Source organism: Sulfuriferula plumbiphila (assembly GCF_009938015.1).
Classification (GTDB): Bacteria; Pseudomonadota; Gammaproteobacteria; order Burkholderiales; family Sulfuriferulaceae; genus Sulfuriferula; species Sulfuriferula plumbiphila.
The window spans coordinates 649634-666716 of sequence record NZ_AP021884.1; the positions used below are offsets into that span (position 1 = coordinate 649634).

Genomic DNA, 17083 nt, shown 5'->3' on the forward strand with positions numbered 1-17083 from the left:
CGCGGGTTTTAGGTTAAAATCCACAGCTTTGTAAGATTTCTCTTCAGGAACAGGCATGAAATTCAATAATATCTGTGTGTTGGGCGGCAGCGGGTTTGTCGGAGCCAATATTGTGCGCATGCTGGCCGCGCAAGGACGCAGTGTGCGCGTACTCACGCGTAACCGCGAGCGCGCCAAAGACCTGATCGTATTGCCTGGCGTGGATGTGATCGACGCAGATATCCACGACCCGGCGCAACTCAAGCAGCATTTTCATGGCATGGATGCGATCATCAATCTGGTCGGCATCCTGCACGAGACTCATCCGGGACGCATCGACAAACCCGCCGCGCGGCGGGGTGATTTTCAGCATGTGCACATCGAGCTGCCGCGCAAGCTTATCCATGCCTGCACCGAAAACGGCATCCAGCGTCTGTTGCACATGAGCGCACTGGGCGCTTCCGGCACCTCCCGCAGCGCCTATCAGCGCTCCAAGGGGATAGGTGAGGCGCTGGTGCGCGAAGCCGGTATGGCGCATTCGGATAATGAACGCTGGTACCTGGATGGCCCCAAGTTCGTGCGGGGTGCCAGGCTCTACACCACGATTTTTCGGCCTTCGGTGATCTTTGGCCGGGGTGACAGTTTCCTCACCCTGTTTGCCGGGCTGGCGCAGACTTTTCCGATCATCCCGCTGGCCAATGCCCACGCCCGTTTTCAGCCGGTATGGGTGGAGGATGTGGCGCGCGCGTATGTCAATGCGCTGGACGACACCGCCAGCTTCGGCCAGACCTATGACTTGTGCGGTCCCAAGGTCTACACCCTGGAGGAACTGGTGGAATTGGCCGGGCAGACGGTAGGCGCACATCCGCGCATCATTGCGCTGTGCGACAGGATGTCGTACTTGCAGGCATGGGCGATGGAATTCAAGCCGGGCAAAAAAATCATGACGCGCGACAATTACTACGCCATGCAAGTGGACAACATCTGCAGCGGTGAATTCCCGCCGCCCTCGGGCTACAAGCCCGCTGCGCTGGAGGCCGTCGCTGCCGAGTACCTCGACGACAGCCACCCGCGCGGGCGTTATCAGGCGTTCCGCAATCGCGCCGGGCGCTGACCGCTGTCATGCAGATCTACGCGGTCGGCGGCGCAGTACGGGATGAATTGCTCGGCCTGCCCGTCCAAGACCGTGATTATGTGGTGGTGGGCAGTACGCCCGAGGCCATGGCACGGTTGGGTTACCAGCCGGTAGGCCGCGATTTTCCGGTATTCTTGCACCCCGTCACGCATGATGAATACGCGCTTGCCCGCACCGAGCGCAAGACGACCCGAGGTTATAAAGGATTCGAGGTCAGCGCCGCACCCGCGGTCACGCTGGAGCAGGATCTCGCCCGGCGCGACCTCACCATCAACGCCATCGCCAAGGCCGAGTCCGGCGAATTGGTCGATCCTTACGGCGGTTGCCGCGATATTGAGGCACGCGTATTGCGCCATGTCAGCGCTGCATTTGTTGAAGACCCGGTCAGGGTTTTGCGCGTGGCGCGTTTCATGGCACGTTTTACCGATTTTTCCGTCGCGCCCGAAACCATGGCGTTGATGCGCGAGATGGTCAGCAGCGGCGAAGTCGATCACCTGGTACCGGAGCGCGTCTGGCAGGAACTGGCGCGCGGCCTGATGGAAGCGCAGCCGTCGCGCATGTTCGAGACGCTGCGCGCCTGCGCTGCCCTGGCGCGGATCATGCCTGAAGTCGATCGGCTGTTCGGTGTGCCGCAACCGCCGCAATACCATCCCGAAATCGATACCGGTATCCACGTGATGCTGGTGGTGGACTACGCTGCTGCCCAGCATTACAGCCTGGCAGTGCGCTTTGCCGCGCTTACCCATGACCTGGGCAAGGGCACCACACCGCCCGGGGAATGGCCGCGCCATCACGGCCACGAGGCGCGCAGTGTGGGACTGGTCAAGACGCTATGCCAACGCGTCCGTGTGCCTAACGGGTGTCGTGATCTGGCGCTGATCACCGCTCGCTATCACGGCGACGCGCACCGCGCGTTACAATTGCGCCCTGCCACCATCCTCAACATGCTGGAAGCCACCGACGCCTTGCGCCGGCCGGAGCGCTTTGCGCAATTTCTGCAAGCCTGTGAGTGCGACGCACGCGGCCGGCCGGGTTTTGAAACCTGCGCCTATCCAGCGGCGGACCACCTGCGTACAGCACTGGCGGCGGCGCAGGGTGTGGATGCCGGAGCGATTGCGCGTAGCGGTGAAACGAACGATGTCGGGGAGCGAATCCGCGCCGCGCGTCTGCAGGCAATTCGTCATGCGCTGGGCGCGGCGCAGGACGACGATGCCCCGCAATCCTAGCAAACTGTGTGAGAGTATCGCGCCGCCAGTGATGTGATTACCAGTTGTTGCCCTGGTTTTGCGCCACTGTCGCGCTCACGTTGAGATTGAGCGTGTTGCCTGGGTCGTAGGGCAGCGTAGTGGTAAAATCGCGGCCGCGATAGCGGTACACCACGTTGTAGCCGGATACCACCTGACGATAGTTGTTCTGCACCCGGCAACGCTCCACCTGGCGTGGCTGGTAACCATAGCTGTCACGGTTGCTGATGTTGTCGCCCACCATGGCGCCGGTAACCGCGCCGACTGCCGCAGCGGCAGTGCGTCCGTTCCCTTGACCCACCGTGTTGCCGAGCAAGCCACCTACCAGGCCGCCGAGTATGGCGCCCCCATATGAGCGGCCTTCACTGCGGTATTCACCACCGACAGTTTCTGTCCAGCACTCGCGATGCGGCTCGTTTACCTGCTCATAGATCGGGGTGGATGAGATCACTTGCGCGCGGTCGGTAAAACTCATTCCCGGATCGGCCAGCGCAACCGTGGAAGTGGCTGCCAGCAGCAGGGCAGATACAATGATTTTTTGGGTATGCATGATTTTTCTCCTGGTATGCAATTGTGATTCACCCTGACTGAGGTCAGTTTTGCTGGCGATCCCGGCCATCGTTCGCCGGCCGCTCGCCGCGTTCCTGGCGGCGTTCAAAACCATAGCCAAAACCGCCCTGGCGCTCATCGCGGCGTACCTCATTCTGTTGCCTGCGGTTGTCGCCGTCACCGCGCTGTCCAGCACGATCCCGGCCATTACCGCGAGATTCGGTATCCCCGTCGCGGCTCGCCAGCAAGAGTGGCGTGGCATGATCCAGAGCCGGGCCGAGGTAGAAGGCGGGTGCAGCAAATGCCGGTGCAACCCCGCCCAGACCAAGCCCGAGGGAAACGACAGGAATCAGGTTGCGTATCTTCATGGTTTACTCCTTGTCTGTGATCCGGTTTTTCCGGATCCACGATTGCATAATGGATGATAGTGTTTGCAAAAGCGTTTCCAATCAGCATAAAACTGTAACAGTGTGTAACCGTGTGGCGAAACCTGCCGCGACAGTTGTATATTGGCGGCATGGAAAATACCCAGGAACACATTCTGGTAGTGGACGACGACGCCGGGCTGCGCGCGCTGCTGGAGCAATATCTTACCGGCCAGGGCTATACGGTAACGTGTGCTGCAGATGGCGGCAAAATGGACGAGGCATTAACCCGGATAAGCCCCGATCTGGTTATCCTCGACCTGATGTTGCCCGGCGAAGATGGACTGTCGATTGCGCGTCGTCTGCGCGCCAGCACGGCGTTGCCCATCATCATGCTGTCAGCGCGGGGCGAGGATATTGATCGTATCGTCGGGCTGGAGGTGGGCGCGGACGATTACCTGCCCAAGCCGTTCAACCCGCGCGAGTTGCTGGCGCGTATTCGTGCGGTGTTGCGCCGCAGGCAGGCGACACTCGGCGCGGCTGCAGCGCCCAACAACGTTGCCCGTTTTGGCCCATTCAGCCTGGATCTGGACGCCCAGCGCCTGTTGCGCGACAGCGAAGAAATACCGATTACCACAGCCGAATTCGCCATTCTGCGTATTTTTGTCGAGCATCCCAACCGGGTGCTGACCCGTGATGGTTTGATGGACATGATCAAAGGCTACGAGCGTGACCCGTTCGACCGCAGCATCGATGTACGCGTCACCCGTCTGCGGCGCAAGATCGAGCCCGACCCTGCCAATCCGGTGTTCATCCGCACGGTGTGGGGACAGGGTTATTTGTTTGCGCCGAAAGGCGCGGCTGCATGAGGTTGTGGCCGGCTTCGCTATTTGGACGCACCGCCGCGATCCTCGGGCTGGCCTTTCTGGTCTTTCAGATAGCCGCACTGGCGGTGGTGGCGGTCACTATCCTCAAGCCGATGGCGTTGCGTTCTGCCGATGATCTGGCTGCGTTGATGGTGTTGTCGGTACAGACCTGGGTGGAATTGCCACCGGAAACCCGGCCTTATTTCGAGCATGAGCTCGCCGTGCATCACCATTTGCTCATCAAGCGCGTGGATGCGCCCCTGGCAGCGCGTGCCGACAGTTTTCTCAATAGTCGCTATATCGAACAATCGCTCACCCGGCGTACCGGGCAGGATATTGTGCTCAAGGCCGGCGAAAACGGCTGGGTGTGGGCAGAAATGCGCATGGGCGGACATCTCATCCGCATCGGTTTCGAACAGGAACGCTACGGCGTGCAACCCCCGCTGGCTGCGGTCGGGCTGGTCAGCCTGGGCGCGCTGCTGACCTGGCTGACCGCCATCATCATGGTGCGACGCATCAGCCGTACTCTGGTGCGGCTGGGTGCGGCGGCGGGCGAGGTGGGACAAGGGCAGGTGCCGCAGCCGCTGCCGGAATCCGGCTCCACCGAGCTGGCTTCGCTGACCCGCGCCTTCAACCGCATGGCCAATGAGGTGCAGGCTTTGCTTGCCAATCGCACCACCTTGCTGGCCGGTATCTCACATGACTTGCGCACGCCCATCGCGCGCATGCGACTGGCGCTGGCCATGTTGCCGCAGGACGCTGATGCGCAGCTGATCGGGCAAATCGAGCACGACCTGGAAGAAATGAACCGCCTGATCGGCGGCTTCCTTGAGCTGTCGCGCGGCTTGCAGGCAGAGCCGGTGCAGTTGCTCGACCTGAATGTGCTGCTCGATGAACTGGCCGGGGACGCCCGCCGTGGCGGGGGTATGGTGGAGTGGTCGGCGCAGAACATCTGCATGGCTGCCGTGGGGCCCCACGCTCTGCGCCGGGTGGTGTCGAATCTGATCGAGAACGCGCTGCGCTATGGCGATCACCAGCCGGTCACGCTGGAATGCGTATGCACTGCCGGCGCTGCGCAAATCCGCGTGATGGATCGTGGCCCGGGCATTCCGCCAGACCAGATCGAGGCGGTGTTCCGGCCGTTCCACCGGCTGGAAACATCGCGCAACAAGGCTACCGGTGGCAGCGGGCTAGGGCTGGCAATAGCCCGGCAACTGGCCCAAGCCAATCACTGGCAACTGCAACTGCTGCCGCGCGCGGGCGGCGGCCTGGTTGCCGAGGTGCGTATCCCGCTCCGCCCCCCCGCTGCCACATCGGAGCGGGCATAAAAAAAGCCCCCGTGCGAGCACGGGGGCCGAAGTCTGCACACGATACTCTGTGGCAGAGAGGGTGCGTCGTCCTACCAGGGACGCTGCTTGAGTATTTTCACTTCCAGAAACAGCAAGCTCACGCACACCATCAGAGTGCGATTGGTCTTGGCCTTGAAAAAATCGAACAGCGCCTGGGTAGGAGCAAATTCAATGGTGATTGTGTCGGATAGCTGCAGATTCATGCTGGTTACCTTTTGCAGATATCTGCAATCGTCATGCCTGCTGATGCTTGCTTGCGAGATGCCCTGTCCATGCGGATCTATGTGTTCGTGGCGGGGTTGGCCAGGCGGTTATTGCGTGGAACTGTGGACACTCCTGTCGTGTTTTCGACAGCCTGCAACCGGCACCAGCGCAATTTGGCTGCAAACACAGTAAAATCGCGCTTTTATTAACCAAGCGCGTGTCTCATGCTGACTTTTCAGGAAATCATTTTCACGCTCCAGCAATACTGGGCGAAACAGGGCTGTGTGTTGCTACAGCCTTACGATATGGAAATGGGCGCCGGTACTTTCCACACGGCCACCTTTCTGCGCGCCCTGGGACCGGAACCGTGGAAAGCGGCGTTTGTGCAGCCCTCGCGCCGTCCCAAAGACGGCCGGTATGGTGAAAATCCTAACCGCCTGCAGCATTACTACCAGTTTCAGGTGGTATTAAAGCCGAGCCCTGACAATATCCAGGAACTGTATCTCGACAGTCTGCGCGCGCTCGGTGTGGATACCGGCATCCACGACATCCGTTTCGTCGAGGATGACTGGGAATCGCCCACCCTCGGCGCCTGGGGGTTGGGCTGGGAGGTGTGGCTGAACGGCATGGAGGTCACCCAGTTTACCTATTTCCAGGAAGTGGGCGGGCTGAAGTGCAAGCCGGTTCTGGGGGAAATCACTTATGGTCTGGAACGGCTGGCCATGTATCTGCAAGGCGTGGAAAACGTTTATGACCTGACCTGGACGCCGGGCGTGACTTATGGCGACGTGTACCATCAGAATGAAGTCGAGCAGTCCAAATACAACTTCGAGCATTCCAATGCGCAATGGCTGTTCCAGCAATTTAATGACTTTGAGCGCGAAGCCGCACGCCTGATGGATGTTGGGCTGGCGCTACCGGGCTTCGAGATGGTGATGAAGTGCTCACATACCTTCAATCTGCTTGACGCCCGTGGTGCGATTTCGGTGACCGAACGTGCCGCCTACATTGGCCGCGTGCGCACCCTGTCGCGCAAAGTGGCGCAGGCTTACCATGACTCCCGCGCAGCCCTGGACTTTCCGATGCTGGCCAGGAATTGAAATGATGACCGATACACTGCTGATCGAACTGCTCACCGAAGAGCTGCCCCCCAAATCCCTCAACAAGCTGTCTGACGCGTTCGCCAGCGGTATTTTCAATAGCCTCAAGGCACAAGGTTTTGTTGCTGGCGATGCCGGATTTAAAGCCTATGCCACGCCGCGCCGACTGGCGGTGGTGATCCCCCATGTCGTCGCCATCCAACCCGAGCGCGAAGTCGAGCGTAAAGGCCCGACGCTGGCGGCGGGCATGCAAAATGGCCAGCCAACACCGGCTTTGCTGGGTTTTGCCCGCTCCTGTGGCGTGGAGGTGAACGCGCTCGCCACCGCCAATGATGGCAGGCAGGAATGCTACGTGTTCCGCAGCACCAAAGCGGGCGCAGCGCTGGCGCAGCATCTGGCGGGGATGGTGGCAGAGACGCTGAAAAAACTGCCGGTCGCCAGGCTCATGCGCTGGGGCGATTCTGATGTGGAGTTCGTGCGTCCGGTGCATGGACTGGTCATGCTGCACGGCGATCAGCTTGTGCCCGGTGAAGTGCTGGGGCTGGCCAGCGGCAAGTCCACACTGGGACACCGTTTCCTTTCCACTGGCGTGGTGGGCATTGCCCACGCCAGCGACTACGCCGCCACGCTGATGCAAGTCGGTCATGTGATGGCGGGTTACGCCGAACGTCGCGCCGCCATCCGCGCCCAGCTTGCAGCACTTGCCGGCGACGCTCAGGTGCTATGGGACGAGGCGCTGCTGGACGAAGTGACCGCGCTGGTCGAATATCCCATGGTTTACGCGGGCACATATAGCGCAGATTTCCTCGCCGTGCCGCAGGAGTGCCTGATACTGTCGATGAAGCAGAATCAGAAATATTTTCCGCTGGCCGACCACAACGGCAAGCTGCTGCCGCGTTTCCTGGTGGTGTCCAACCTGAAAACTGACGACCCCAGCCATATCATCCACGGCAACCAGCGGGTGCTGCGTGCACGCCTATCCGACGCCAAATTCTTTTTCGACCAGGATAGAAAAATCCGCCTGGACGCGCGCGTGGAAAAACTCGCTCAGGTGGTGTACCACAACAAACTCGGCTCCCAGTTACAGCGCGTCGAACGCATCCAGAAGCTGGCTGGCAGCATCGCGCGCCTATTGCACGCGGATGACGCCGCCGTCCAGCGCGCCGCGTATCTCGCCAAGGCCGACCTGCTCACCGACATGGTGGGCGAATTCCCTGAACTGCAAGGCGTGATGGGCGCCTATTATGCCCGCTACGACGGCGAGTCAGACATCGTGGCCAGCGCGATCGCCGCCCATTACCAGCCGCGCTTTGCCGGTGACGCCATCCCCGCCGGCAAGGTCGCCGCGAGTGTGGCACTGGCCGACAAACTCGACACGCTGATTGGCATCTTCGGTATTGGCTTGATCCCCACCGGCGACAAAGACCCCTTTGGCCTGCGTCGCGCGGCGCTGGGCATACTGCGCATTCTGGTGGAAGCCCAACTGCCGCTGGAACTGCCCCAGTTGCTGGAACAGTCTCGCGCCACTTTCCCCGACGGGGTGGTCGCCGACAGCGTGGCGGTGGATGTGTACACTTTCATGCTGGAGCGCATGCGTGGTTACCTGAAAGAAAAAGGCTATCAGGCCGGTGAAATCGAAGCCGTGCTGGCAGGCAATCCCGCCCGCATGGATTTGATCCTGGCGCGCATTGAGGCCGTGCAGGCCTTCCGCAAGCTGCCGGAGGCTGCGGCACTTGCCGCTGCCAACAAACGCATCCGCAATATCCTGAAAAAGACCGCCGCCCCCGACGGCGCGGCGGATATCGCCCTGATGCAGGAAGCTGCGGAAAAAGCGCTGTTCGCCACCATCAACCAGCTGATCCCGGTGGTGGAATCCTATGCCGCCAACGGCGACTACGCTGACGCGCTGACCACGCTCGCCAGTGCCCGCATCGGGGTGGATCGTTTTTTCGACGAAGTGATGGTAATGGCCGATGAACCGCTGATTCGCAACAACCGCCTGGCGCTGCTAAGCGCACTTGGCAGGTTGATGAACCGGGTAGCCGATATTTCCGCCTTGTCCTCCTGACGTTTCTATTTTAGTGTAGTAAGGCCACCACTACTTTGGCACCCAGATGCCGTTTTAGGAAGCGGGCGTCCATTCCATTACGGGGGGCACGGGGAAAGCCAACGAATTTGCAATTCAAATCATCCCACCCAGTGGGTGATGTGAGAAAATCATGCAGTACCATGATTCGAAATGCATGCCACGTGCTCAGTGGTTAACTGAATAAGAAGGGCTGCCCCTGCTCGGTCCACGTAAATGTCGGATGGAGCGTAAAAATCATTACTGTGTTGAGGTGAAATTCATGTTGCCGGTTTTTCAATCAGACCCATTCCGGTGCCGGACCTCATACAGCGGTATGGTCATTACGGGCAAGGTCTATTCGGGCGCGGCGCCAGTCCTGAGCCATTTTTGCGCAAAGATTTCCGCCGTTTCAGGGTGGCCGAAGTAATATCCCTGCGCTTCATCGCAACCCAGTGCCAGCAAGGTTTCCGCCTGCTCCGCTTGTTCTGCACCTTCGGCAAGCGCCTTGAGGCCGAGGCTGTGTGCCATGCCAATGATGGTGGCGACGATGGTGTAATCGTTGCGATCTTGCAGCATGTCGCGCACAAACGACATGTCGATCTTGAGCTTGTCCGCCGGCAAGCGTTTGAGATAGGTAAGCGATGAGTAGCCGGTACCGAAATCATCGATCGCGAGTGCAAACCCCGCCGTTTTCAGGGCCTCCATGACCACGATCGCCTGCTCCACATTCCGCATCAGGCTGCTTTCGGTGAGTTCCAGTTCAAGACAGGCGGGCGTTAAGCCTGCCGCGCGCACGATCGCCTGAAGCTTGCCGGCAATTCCGGCCTCTTCAAGCTGCTGGGCGGCAAGGTTGACGGCGAGCCGGCCGGGGAAATTCAGACCAGCCTCCTGCCAGTCTTTCATCTGGCGGCAAGCCTTCCCTGCCAGCCACTTCCCTAGCGCCCCTATCATGCCGCGCTCCTCGGCAATCGAGATGAATTCTGCCGGACTCACCCAGCCCCGTTCGGGATCGTTCCAGCGCAATAAAGCCTCGGCGCCGATCAGGGTGCCTGTTTTGAGATTCACCTGGGGCTGGTAATGCAGTTCCAAGTTCCCGGCGTTCAGGGCGCGGCTTAAATTTTTGGCAAGCTGCATACGTTCGGCCAATCCCACGCTCATCTCCGGCTGATAGAAGCGATGGCCGCCCCCGAATGCCTTGGCGCGATACATGGCGATGTCGGCCCGCTTGAGCAGGTCCTCGATGGTTGCGCCATCCTCGGGATGGAAGGCGATGCCGATGCTCACCCCGAGGGTAAAAGTCTGCCCCTTTGCCGCAATGGGCTCGGCAAGTGCCTGTTGCAACCGTTTGGCGATGAGGGTCGCAGCCGCCTGGTCGGCTTCCTCGGCGATGACGACGAACTCGTCGCCGCCCAGGCGCGCCAGGGTTTCTTCCCCTCGCGTAGTGGCCTGAAAGCGCCGGGCGACTTCGATCAGGACCTGGTCGCCGACATTGTGCCCCTGGGTATCGTTGATCTCCTTGAAGCGGTTAAGATCCATAAACAGGATCGCTACCCGCTGCCCATGCCGTTGGGCGACGGCCAGAACCTGTTTCAGGCGATCCATGAACAGCGTCCGGTTGGGCAGGCCGGTCAGGGGGTCGTAAAAGGCGAGCTGTTCGATATGGGCGACATGGGCCTTCTGTTCGGTGATATCAACCGAGCTGCCCACATAGTGGGTGATCTCCCCCTGCACACCGCGCACAGCGGAAATGGACAAGCGTTTTGGATAAAACTCCCCGGTTTTTTTTCGTTCCCATGCATCCCCTTGCCAGCGGCCGGTTGCTTGAATGCTTTCCCACATGGCGCGATAGAAGGCCGCATCGTGCCGCCCGGATTGCAGGATGCGTGGGGTCTGACCGATCACTTCTTCGGGCGCATAGCCTGTTGTCTGGGTGAAAGCGTGGTTCACACTGAGGATGCGCTGCTCGGCGTCCGTGATCACCACAGCCTCGGTGCCTTGCTCGAATACCACGGCAGCCAGGCGCAGGTTCTCCTGCTGCCGGGCGCGCTCGATTACAACGGCGGCGAGCCTGGCCCCTTGGCGAATGAGCTTGAGCTCTTCCGGGGTCGGTGTGCGCGGCTCACGGTAGTATAGGGAAAAGGTGCCAAGCACCTTGTTGTCGGCGGACAGGATGGGTTCGGACCAGCAGGCGCGCAGTCCGGCGCGGATGGCCAGTTCGCGGTAGGGGGCCCAGTAAGGGTGGGTGAGCGCGTCCTCGATGATCACGGTGCGGGCGGTGTGCGCGGCCGTCCCGCAAGACCCGATATCCTCGCCGATCTCGAGGCCGTCGATGGCGCGGTTATAGAACTCGGGCAGGCTGGGCGCTGCGCCGTGCATCAGGTGTTTGCGGTCGGGGGAAAGCAGCTGGATCGAGCAGGATGCCCCCGCACACTGCTGCTCGGCAAACGCGGCAAAGCCTTCCAGTACTTCGCCAAGAGGCGCATCCGCGGTGAACAAGTCGAGCGTCTGCGTGTAGTGCTGCTGCCATTCCTCTGCCCGTTTGTATTCAGTGATGTCCTCCACGGCTACCAGCAGGCGGTTTTCTGCTGCCAGACGGATTCCGGTGATGGTGAGGCGCAAGCGTTTTTCACCCAGCGCGACGTCAATGCCGTGCAATGCCGTGCCGCTCGCCAGGACAGCTTGCGCCTGCTGGTGCAGATCGGACAGCGGCAGGATATGTTCGAGTTCGCGCCCGGAAATGTCTTCTCCGTTCTTCAGTCCGGATATTTCGCGGAAGGAGAGGTTGACGCTCTGCACCTTGAGGGCTTGGTCCAGGACCAGCAGTCCGACAGGAAGGCTCGCAATGATGTCCTCGGCGTAGCGCTTGAGGCCGAGAATGGCGTGCCGGTCGGCCTGGATATAGGTATCGAAGGCAAGCCCCATATCCAGGAACACGCTCTTCTGCAGCGCGCGGTACGTGGCGAGAAACTTGTCCGGGCTGTCGCCAAGCAGGCGCCATAGCTCGGGTAACAGCCCGATGAGATACTTGCTGTAGGCGCCGATGTACCACTTGGGTTCGAGACCGATGCGCTGATGGACGCCGCCTGCGCGCAGGCGGCGGAGAATGCGTTCGGGGCCGTAGTCGCCCGCGCTCAGGCTGTCGAAGTAGGCCGTCTGAGCCCGCTTCAGACGCTTGAGGGATTGGGGGTCCGGGATGCAACGGCGGGTTTCCTCGAACTTGATGCAATGGGCGTAAAAGTCGTCCACGAACCGCCGTGACACATCTTGCAGGCGCGCGTGCATCTGCGTGAGCAGGCTGGCATCGGTTTCGTCGAACTCCAGGAATGCCTGGCGGCGGGCAATCTCTTGCGCGTCGATCCCGACCGACCGGGCCAGAGCAGCGAGGGCCTCGTCCGGGAGATTCATGGCCCGGCTCCTTCTATGGGGCCAGCGGCGGCGTGGAGGACGTCAGGCTTGCTTGCTTGCTTGCTTGCGCAAGATTTCTTCCATCTTGGCTTTCCAGGTTGCGGAGGTTTTGTTCATTCTTGATGCTCTGTCCCGACGTGCATGCACGCCGGGCGGTGTGCATGGCATATCGGCGGATTGCGTATTTCCCTTATTCAGAGTCCATGCGATAGCCCGGCGGCGCGCCAAACGTCCTGCAACACATCCTGCGCCGCGACAACCGGGTGCAGTGTTCCCGCCCAAGGATGGCAACGATGGCCGCGTGCGTCAGCAGTCTGGCAATACCCATTCAATAATCATGGTTTTTACTTTTATCACATGATCCACAAAATGGCAATAAATCTGCCGCGGCTTGGGAAATAATTCACTTAACAGTACTGCTTTCCTGTTTGGCAGCGTGATCGACAGCCCGCGGACCAACCGGGAAATGCGGTCCGGATCCGCGCCCCTGCGCTGCCAGTTCCGCCACGGGAGCCGGGGCGGGATATCAGGCGGTTCCCCCTCCTTGATCGCACCGGTACGCGCGCGTGGCTGTTGCAGTGGTAGAGAAACATCCGGCCTGAGCCACAAGACGGCCGAAAGCCTGCCGCGGAACTCCAGAAAGCGGGCGAGCCCGATTTTACCGGCAGTGTGGCATCCATCTGGTTGTTATGGTGTTGCCAGTGATAGGGTGCCCCAGGGGACGGATCCAATCCGCAGGCGCACCAGGCAATACCCGCCCCGCAAGGGCAATGAAACGTTAATCCAGGTGATGACTCACAGCATTGCGGAGGTACACCGATTCCCGGGTGATCTCATTTACCGTGCTGACCCCTCGTATCGCTTCAAGCGCCACCCTGGCCTTGTACTGACGGCTGAAATTCTTGCGCTTCTTCACATTCACCCCCTGCTCCTTTTAACAGCAGGCTAGCAACTTGAATAACTGTCCGGAAATCGGGGTTCACCAATACCGTACACGCGATACCGTATACGCATGTACGCCTAAATTGCGGCTTTCCGGGGTATACTCTTTACCCCATGAAACTCATCATTCTCGATCGTGACGGCGTCATCAATATGGATTCCGATCACTTCATCAAAACTCCGGATGAATGGAAACCCATCCCCGGCAGTCTGGAGGCGATTGCGCGCCTCAACCAGGCCGGTTACCGCGTGGCTGTGGCAACCAATCAGTCGGGCGTGGGGCGCGGTCTGTTTGACATGGCCATGCTCAACACCATCCATACCAAGATGCACAAGGCGCTGGCGCAGGCAGGTGGGCGGATCGATGCGCTGTTTTATTGTCCGCATGCGGCCGACGTGAAATGCGCGTGCCGCAAACCATTGCCGGGCATGTTTCTGGAGATGGCTGCGCGTTTCAATGTGCAACTGTCAGCCATACCCGCAGTGGGCGACAGCTTGCGTGACCTGCAGGCCGCCGCCGCAGTCGGCGCCGCACCCATGCTGGTCAAAACCGGCAAGGGTACGGCCACGTTAAATGCGGGTAACCTGCCCGAAGGCACCCTGGTTTTCACTGATCTGGCCGAAGTGGTTACCCACCTTCTTGCGCAATGATTGTTCTGCTTCTGCGTTCGGCGCTATTTGCCGTTTTGCAAACTCTGTTGACCATAGTGTTTTCTCTCGTTGCGCTGCTTACGTTTCCCTTTTCCGCGCGCATTCGCTACCGCACCATTACCTTGTGGAACCGCATTGTGGTGTGGCTGGCCGAAGTCGTATGCGGCATCCGCTATCGGGTGATCGGTCTGGAAAACCTGCCCAACACGCCAGCGGTGGTGATGGCCAAACACCAGTCCGCATGGGAGACCATTGCGCTGCCGGTGCTGCTGCCGCCGATGGCCTTGGTGATCAAGCGCGAATTGCTGTGGGTGCCGTTTTTCGGCTGGGGCATGGCGATGCTGTCACCGATTGCCATCAACCGCGCAGAAGGACGCGCTGCGCTCAAGCAAATCGTGGAGCAGGGGCGCGTGCGCCTGGCCGAGGGTTTTGGCGTGATGATTTTCCCGGAGGGAACACGCATGGCGCCAGGCGAAATCGGGCGATACGGCATAGGCGGCGCCTGGCTGGCCAGCCATGTGAATGCGCTGGTGGTGCCGGTGGCGCACAATGCAGGTGAACTCTGGCCGAAAAATTCCTTTCTCAAGCACCCCGGCCTGATTACGCTGAGCATTGGTCCAGTGATAGATGCAGCCGGTATGAAGCCAGACGCCCTTAACGAGCAGGTGAAAGCCTGGATAGAGACTGAAATGAAGCAACTGCAACGCCATGCCTGAACGGCGCCGCAGCAGCGAAACGCGCAGCGTCAGCCTCAATGGCGAAAAGCTTGGCTACACCCTGAAACGCAGCAACGCACGTCGCACGCTGGCGCTCACCATCAATGCCAGCGGGCTGTCGGTCAGCGCACCCTGGCGCTTGCCGCTCACCGAGGTGGAGCGTTTCATCGCCCACAAGGCGGATTGGGTGCGCGCCAAACTCGACGCCGCCAAACCCGTCCCGGCGCCGGTTATCGACTGGCGTGACGGAATGCTGCTGCCCTATCTGGGCGGCCAACTGCACTTGTGTCTCCTCCCTCAGGGCGGCATGGCAGCGGTGACAGGCCAGCAACTTGGGTTGCCGGTAAAGACCGGCGCCTCTGTGCAGGCAGCCGTGCTGGCCTGGTACCGGCATGTCGCCCTGATTCACTTTCAAGCGCGTTTGCGACTGTTCTTGCCGTTGTTGCGCCGTTCTCCCAGCAATTTGCTGGTCAGCAATGCGCGTACGCGCTGGGGGAGTTGTACGCGTGCGGGTGTGGTGCGGCTCAACTGGCGCCTGGTTCAGGCAGCTGACCCGCAGATTGATTATGTGCTGGCGCATGAGTTGGCGCACCTCGCGCATCTCGACCACTCTCCGGCATTCTGGCGCGAGGTGGCTCGACTCTATCCGGATTTTGCCGCTGCGCGCAGCGTGTTGCATGAGCATGGACAGCACTATCACCGCTTTTGACGACGGCAGCGGTCATGCAACTTAATTTCCTCTACAATCTCTAAAGACTTATCTCAACCTGGAGCAATCATGCGCCCGACACCCCTTTATCTTGCTGCCATGGGCCTGTGCCTGACGTTTGGTGCGCAGCCGCTGGCCTTGGCGGCGCAGACAGCGCCCGCCAGGGCGGCAAAGCTGAAAACGCAAGCTGCGCTTCCCAAAGTGGAACTGACCAGTCAGTTGCTGTATGAGTTTCTGGTGGCAGAAATCGCTGGCCAGCGCGGTGATCTGGGGGTTGCCAGCGCAGCTTATCTTGATCTCGCCAAAACCACGCGCGATCCGCGTATTGCCAAGCGTGCGACTGAAGTGGCGATGTATGCGCACCAGGCCGCCGCCGCGCGCGCTGCCGCCAGCCTGTGGCTGGATGTGCAACCGGATTCGCTCAATGCGCAAAAATCCCTGGCGGCAGTGCTGGTGAGTGATGGCAAGCTCGACGAGGCGCGGCCGCACCTGGAAAAACTCATTGCAGCCGGGGGAGACAACGCGGGCGCCGGTTTTATGCACCTGGATACCCTGCTGGCGCGCCAGAAGGACAAACAAGCCGCGCTGGAGCTGGTCAAAAGCCTGGCCGCGCCCTATCCCGATCTGGCAGAAGCGCATTTCGCCATCGCCCAGGCAGCGGCGAACGCCACCCGCTACGACGAGGCGCTGAATGAAATTAAAGCAGCGGCCAAGCTCAAGCCGGGCTGGGAGCTGGCAGCGCTGTTCCAGTTTCAGCTGGTTGGGCGTGAAACCAAAACGGATGGCGTTGCGTTTCTGCGGGGGTTCCTCAAACAGTACCCCGATGCCAAAGAGGTGCGCCTGATTTACGCGCGCCAACTGGTCAGCCTGAGCCAGTATGCCGCGGCGCGGGATGAGTTTCGGCGACTCGAAAAGGAGGTGCCTGGCAACCCTGAGATAGGTATGGCCATTGGACTGTTGTCGCTGCAGCTGAATGACCTTGATGGCGCCGAGAGCGCATTCAAGGGCGTGTTGCAAACGGGCTATGCTGATGCGGGTGCGGCGCAGATCTATCTGGGCCAGGTGGCCGAGATACGCAAACAATACGACCAGGCCGCCAACTGGTATCAGTCGGTCGCTCCCGGTACACACTATATCCCGGCGCAAATCCGCTATGCCGGACTGTTGGCGAAACAGGGCAAGGTGGACGAGGCGCGCGCTTATTTGCGCAATCTGAAGGTGGATGGCGAGGCTGACAAAATCCTGCTGATTGAGGCGGAAGCGCAGTTGCTGCGTGAAGCCAGGGACTACAATGGCGTGTACGAATTGCTGAGTCGCGCGCTGGCGACCAGGCCGGATTCGCCCGAGCTGTTGTACGACCATGCGATGGCCGCCGAGCGCGTCAACAAGCTTGACATACTGGAAAAAGACCTGCGCCATCTGATCCAGATCAAGCCGGATTATGCACAGGCCTACAATGCCTTGGGCTATACCCTGGCCGATCGCACCAATCGACTCGCCGAGGCAGTGCAACTCCTGCAGCATGCCCTGAAACTTGCCCCCAACGATGCTTTCATTCTCGATAGCATGGGCTGGGCGCAGTACCGCCAGGGCAATCTGGGCAAATCGCTGGACTATCTGCAGCGTGCATTTGCCCTGCGCAAAGACCCGGAAATTGCGGCACACCTGGGCGAAGTGCTGTGGGTCAAGGGCAATCGCGATGAGGCGCGCAAACTGTGGCAGACCGCACTGGACGGCAATCCGCAAAACCAGGCCTTGCTGGGCGTGATGCAAAAGTTTAATAAGCCGTGACCCTGCGCTG

15 protein-coding genes are annotated in these 17083 nt (G+C 60.4%); 10 read left to right on the plus strand and 5 right to left on the minus strand.

All coding sequences use genetic code 11. The features are described from left to right. The first annotated feature begins 55 nt into the window (after positions 1–55). Together GZH91_RS03415 and GZH91_RS03420 are read left to right on the plus strand one after the other, a co-directional pair. Positions 56–1093, plus strand: a complete 1038-nt coding sequence (locus tag GZH91_RS03415) for a complex I NDUFA9 subunit family protein (RefSeq protein WP_147070801.1) — start codon at positions 56–58, stop codon at positions 1091–1093. Positions 1094–1101: 8 nt separating this feature from the next. After that, entirely contained in the window at positions 1102–2340 is a 1239-nt protein-coding gene (locus GZH91_RS03420) for a multifunctional CCA addition/repair protein (protein WP_147070803.1), read from the plus strand. Between the two features lie 37 nt (positions 2341–2377). Here the strand turns inward: GZH91_RS03420 and GZH91_RS03425 are convergent, their stop codons facing one another. Continuing rightward, entirely contained in the window at positions 2378–2908 is a 531-nt protein-coding gene (locus GZH91_RS03425) for a glycine zipper 2TM domain-containing protein (RefSeq protein WP_147070805.1), read from the minus strand. A gap of 43 nt (positions 2909–2951) precedes the next feature. Then, positions 2952–3275: a hypothetical protein gene (locus GZH91_RS03430; protein ID WP_147070807.1), complete on the minus strand. Its 324-nt coding sequence runs from the start codon at positions 3273–3275 to the stop codon at positions 2952–2954. 149 nt (positions 3276–3424) lie between these two features. Here GZH91_RS03430 and GZH91_RS03435 point away from each other — a divergent pair, with 149 nt between their 5' ends. Both GZH91_RS03435 and GZH91_RS03440 read left to right on the plus strand, forming a co-directional pair. After that, positions 3425–4141, plus strand: a complete 717-nt coding sequence (locus GZH91_RS03435; RefSeq protein ID WP_147070809.1) for a response regulator — start codon at positions 3425–3427, stop codon at positions 4139–4141. After that, positions 4138–5466, plus strand: coding sequence for an ATP-binding protein (locus tag GZH91_RS03440; protein WP_147070811.1), 1329 nt, complete (start codon positions 4138–4140; stop codon positions 5464–5466). Before GZH91_RS03435 ends, GZH91_RS03440 begins: the two co-directional genes overlap by 4 nt. A gap of 71 nt (positions 5467–5537) precedes the next feature. Here the strand turns inward: GZH91_RS03440 and GZH91_RS03445 are convergent, their stop codons facing one another. Continuing rightward, complete coding sequence (locus GZH91_RS03445) at positions 5538–5690, minus strand: hypothetical protein (protein ID WP_161984163.1); 153 nt, start codon at positions 5688–5690, stop codon at positions 5538–5540. Positions 5691–5915: 225 nt separating this feature from the next. Between GZH91_RS03445 and glyQ the strand changes: the two genes are divergently transcribed. Further along, positions 5916–6791, plus strand: coding sequence for a glycine--tRNA ligase subunit alpha (gene glyQ, locus GZH91_RS03450; RefSeq protein ID WP_147070813.1), 876 nt, complete (start codon positions 5916–5918; stop codon positions 6789–6791). Positions 6792–6795: 4 nt separating this feature from the next. Beyond that, a complete protein-coding gene (gene glyS, locus GZH91_RS03455) occupies positions 6796–8859 on the plus strand; it encodes a glycine--tRNA ligase subunit beta (RefSeq protein ID WP_198415452.1) in 2064 nt (687 codons plus the stop codon). A gap of 354 nt (positions 8860–9213) precedes the next feature. On the opposite strand, the gene GZH91_RS03460 is transcribed toward glyS, so the two are convergent. Then, complete coding sequence (locus tag GZH91_RS03460) at positions 9214–12264, minus strand: EAL domain-containing protein (RefSeq protein WP_147070817.1); 3051 nt, start codon at positions 12262–12264, stop codon at positions 9214–9216. 778 nt (positions 12265–13042) lie between these two features. Further along, positions 13043–13186, minus strand: coding sequence for a hypothetical protein (locus tag GZH91_RS17940; RefSeq protein ID WP_232522212.1), 144 nt, complete (start codon positions 13184–13186; stop codon positions 13043–13045). 134 nt (positions 13187–13320) lie between these two features. On the opposite strand from GZH91_RS17940, the gene gmhB reads away from it, so the two are divergent. The 4 genes from gmhB to GZH91_RS03480 all read left to right on the plus strand — a co-directional run bounded on the left by gmhB (position 13321) and on the right by GZH91_RS03480 (position 17073). Continuing rightward, positions 13321–13857, plus strand: a complete 537-nt coding sequence (gmhB, locus tag GZH91_RS03465; protein WP_147070819.1) for a D-glycero-beta-D-manno-heptose 1,7-bisphosphate 7-phosphatase — start codon at positions 13321–13323, stop codon at positions 13855–13857. Continuing rightward, positions 13854–14573 (plus strand): lysophospholipid acyltransferase family protein, encoded by a 720-nt coding sequence (locus tag GZH91_RS03470; RefSeq protein WP_147070820.1) that lies wholly within the window; start codon positions 13854–13856, stop codon positions 14571–14573. Before gmhB ends, GZH91_RS03470 begins: the two co-directional genes overlap by 4 nt. Further along, positions 14566–15282, plus strand: a complete 717-nt coding sequence (locus GZH91_RS03475) for a M48 family metallopeptidase (RefSeq protein ID WP_147070822.1) — start codon at positions 14566–14568, stop codon at positions 15280–15282. Before GZH91_RS03470 ends, GZH91_RS03475 begins: the two co-directional genes overlap by 8 nt. 69 nt (positions 15283–15351) lie before the next feature. After that, on the plus strand, positions 15352–17073 hold the full coding sequence (locus GZH91_RS03480) for a tetratricopeptide repeat protein (protein WP_147070824.1): 1722 nt from the start codon (positions 15352–15354) through the stop codon (positions 17071–17073). Positions 17074–17083 lie beyond the last annotated feature (10 nt).

What these genes read in the sequence shown, in the direction of transcription:
- GZH91_RS03415 (WP_147070801.1), top strand. Translation starts at nt 56, where the DNA reads ATGAAATTCAATAATATCTGTGTGTTGGGCGGCAGCGGGTTTGTCGGA.
- GZH91_RS03420 (WP_147070803.1), top strand. Translation starts at nt 1,102, where the DNA reads ATGCAGATCTACGCGGTCGGCGGCGCAGTACGGGATGAATTGCTCGGC.
- GZH91_RS03425 (WP_147070805.1), bottom strand. Translation starts at nt 2,908, where the DNA reads ATGCATACCCAAAAAATCATTGTATCTGCCCTGCTGCTGGCAGCCACT.
- GZH91_RS03430 (WP_147070807.1), bottom strand. Translation starts at nt 3,275, where the DNA reads ATGAAGATACGCAACCTGATTCCTGTCGTTTCCCTCGGGCTTGGTCTG.
- GZH91_RS03435 (WP_147070809.1), top strand. Translation starts at nt 3,425, where the DNA reads ATGGAAAATACCCAGGAACACATTCTGGTAGTGGACGACGACGCCGGG.
- GZH91_RS03440 (WP_147070811.1), top strand. Translation starts at nt 4,138, where the DNA reads ATGAGGTTGTGGCCGGCTTCGCTATTTGGACGCACCGCCGCGATCCTC.
- GZH91_RS03445 (WP_161984163.1), bottom strand. Translation starts at nt 5,690, where the DNA reads ATGAATCTGCAGCTATCCGACACAATCACCATTGAATTTGCTCCTACC.
- glyQ (WP_147070813.1), top strand. Translation starts at nt 5,916, where the DNA reads ATGCTGACTTTTCAGGAAATCATTTTCACGCTCCAGCAATACTGGGCG.
- glyS (WP_198415452.1), top strand. Translation starts at nt 6,796, where the DNA reads ATGACCGATACACTGCTGATCGAACTGCTCACCGAAGAGCTGCCCCCC.
- GZH91_RS03460 (WP_147070817.1), bottom strand. Translation starts at nt 12,264, where the DNA reads ATGAATCTCCCGGACGAGGCCCTCGCTGCTCTGGCCCGGTCGGTCGGG.
- gmhB (WP_147070819.1), top strand. Translation starts at nt 13,321, where the DNA reads ATGAAACTCATCATTCTCGATCGTGACGGCGTCATCAATATGGATTCC.
- GZH91_RS03470 (WP_147070820.1), top strand. Translation starts at nt 13,854, where the DNA reads ATGATTGTTCTGCTTCTGCGTTCGGCGCTATTTGCCGTTTTGCAAACT.
- GZH91_RS03475 (WP_147070822.1), top strand. Translation starts at nt 14,566, where the DNA reads ATGCCTGAACGGCGCCGCAGCAGCGAAACGCGCAGCGTCAGCCTCAAT.
- GZH91_RS03480 (WP_147070824.1), top strand. Translation starts at nt 15,352, where the DNA reads ATGCGCCCGACACCCCTTTATCTTGCTGCCATGGGCCTGTGCCTGACG.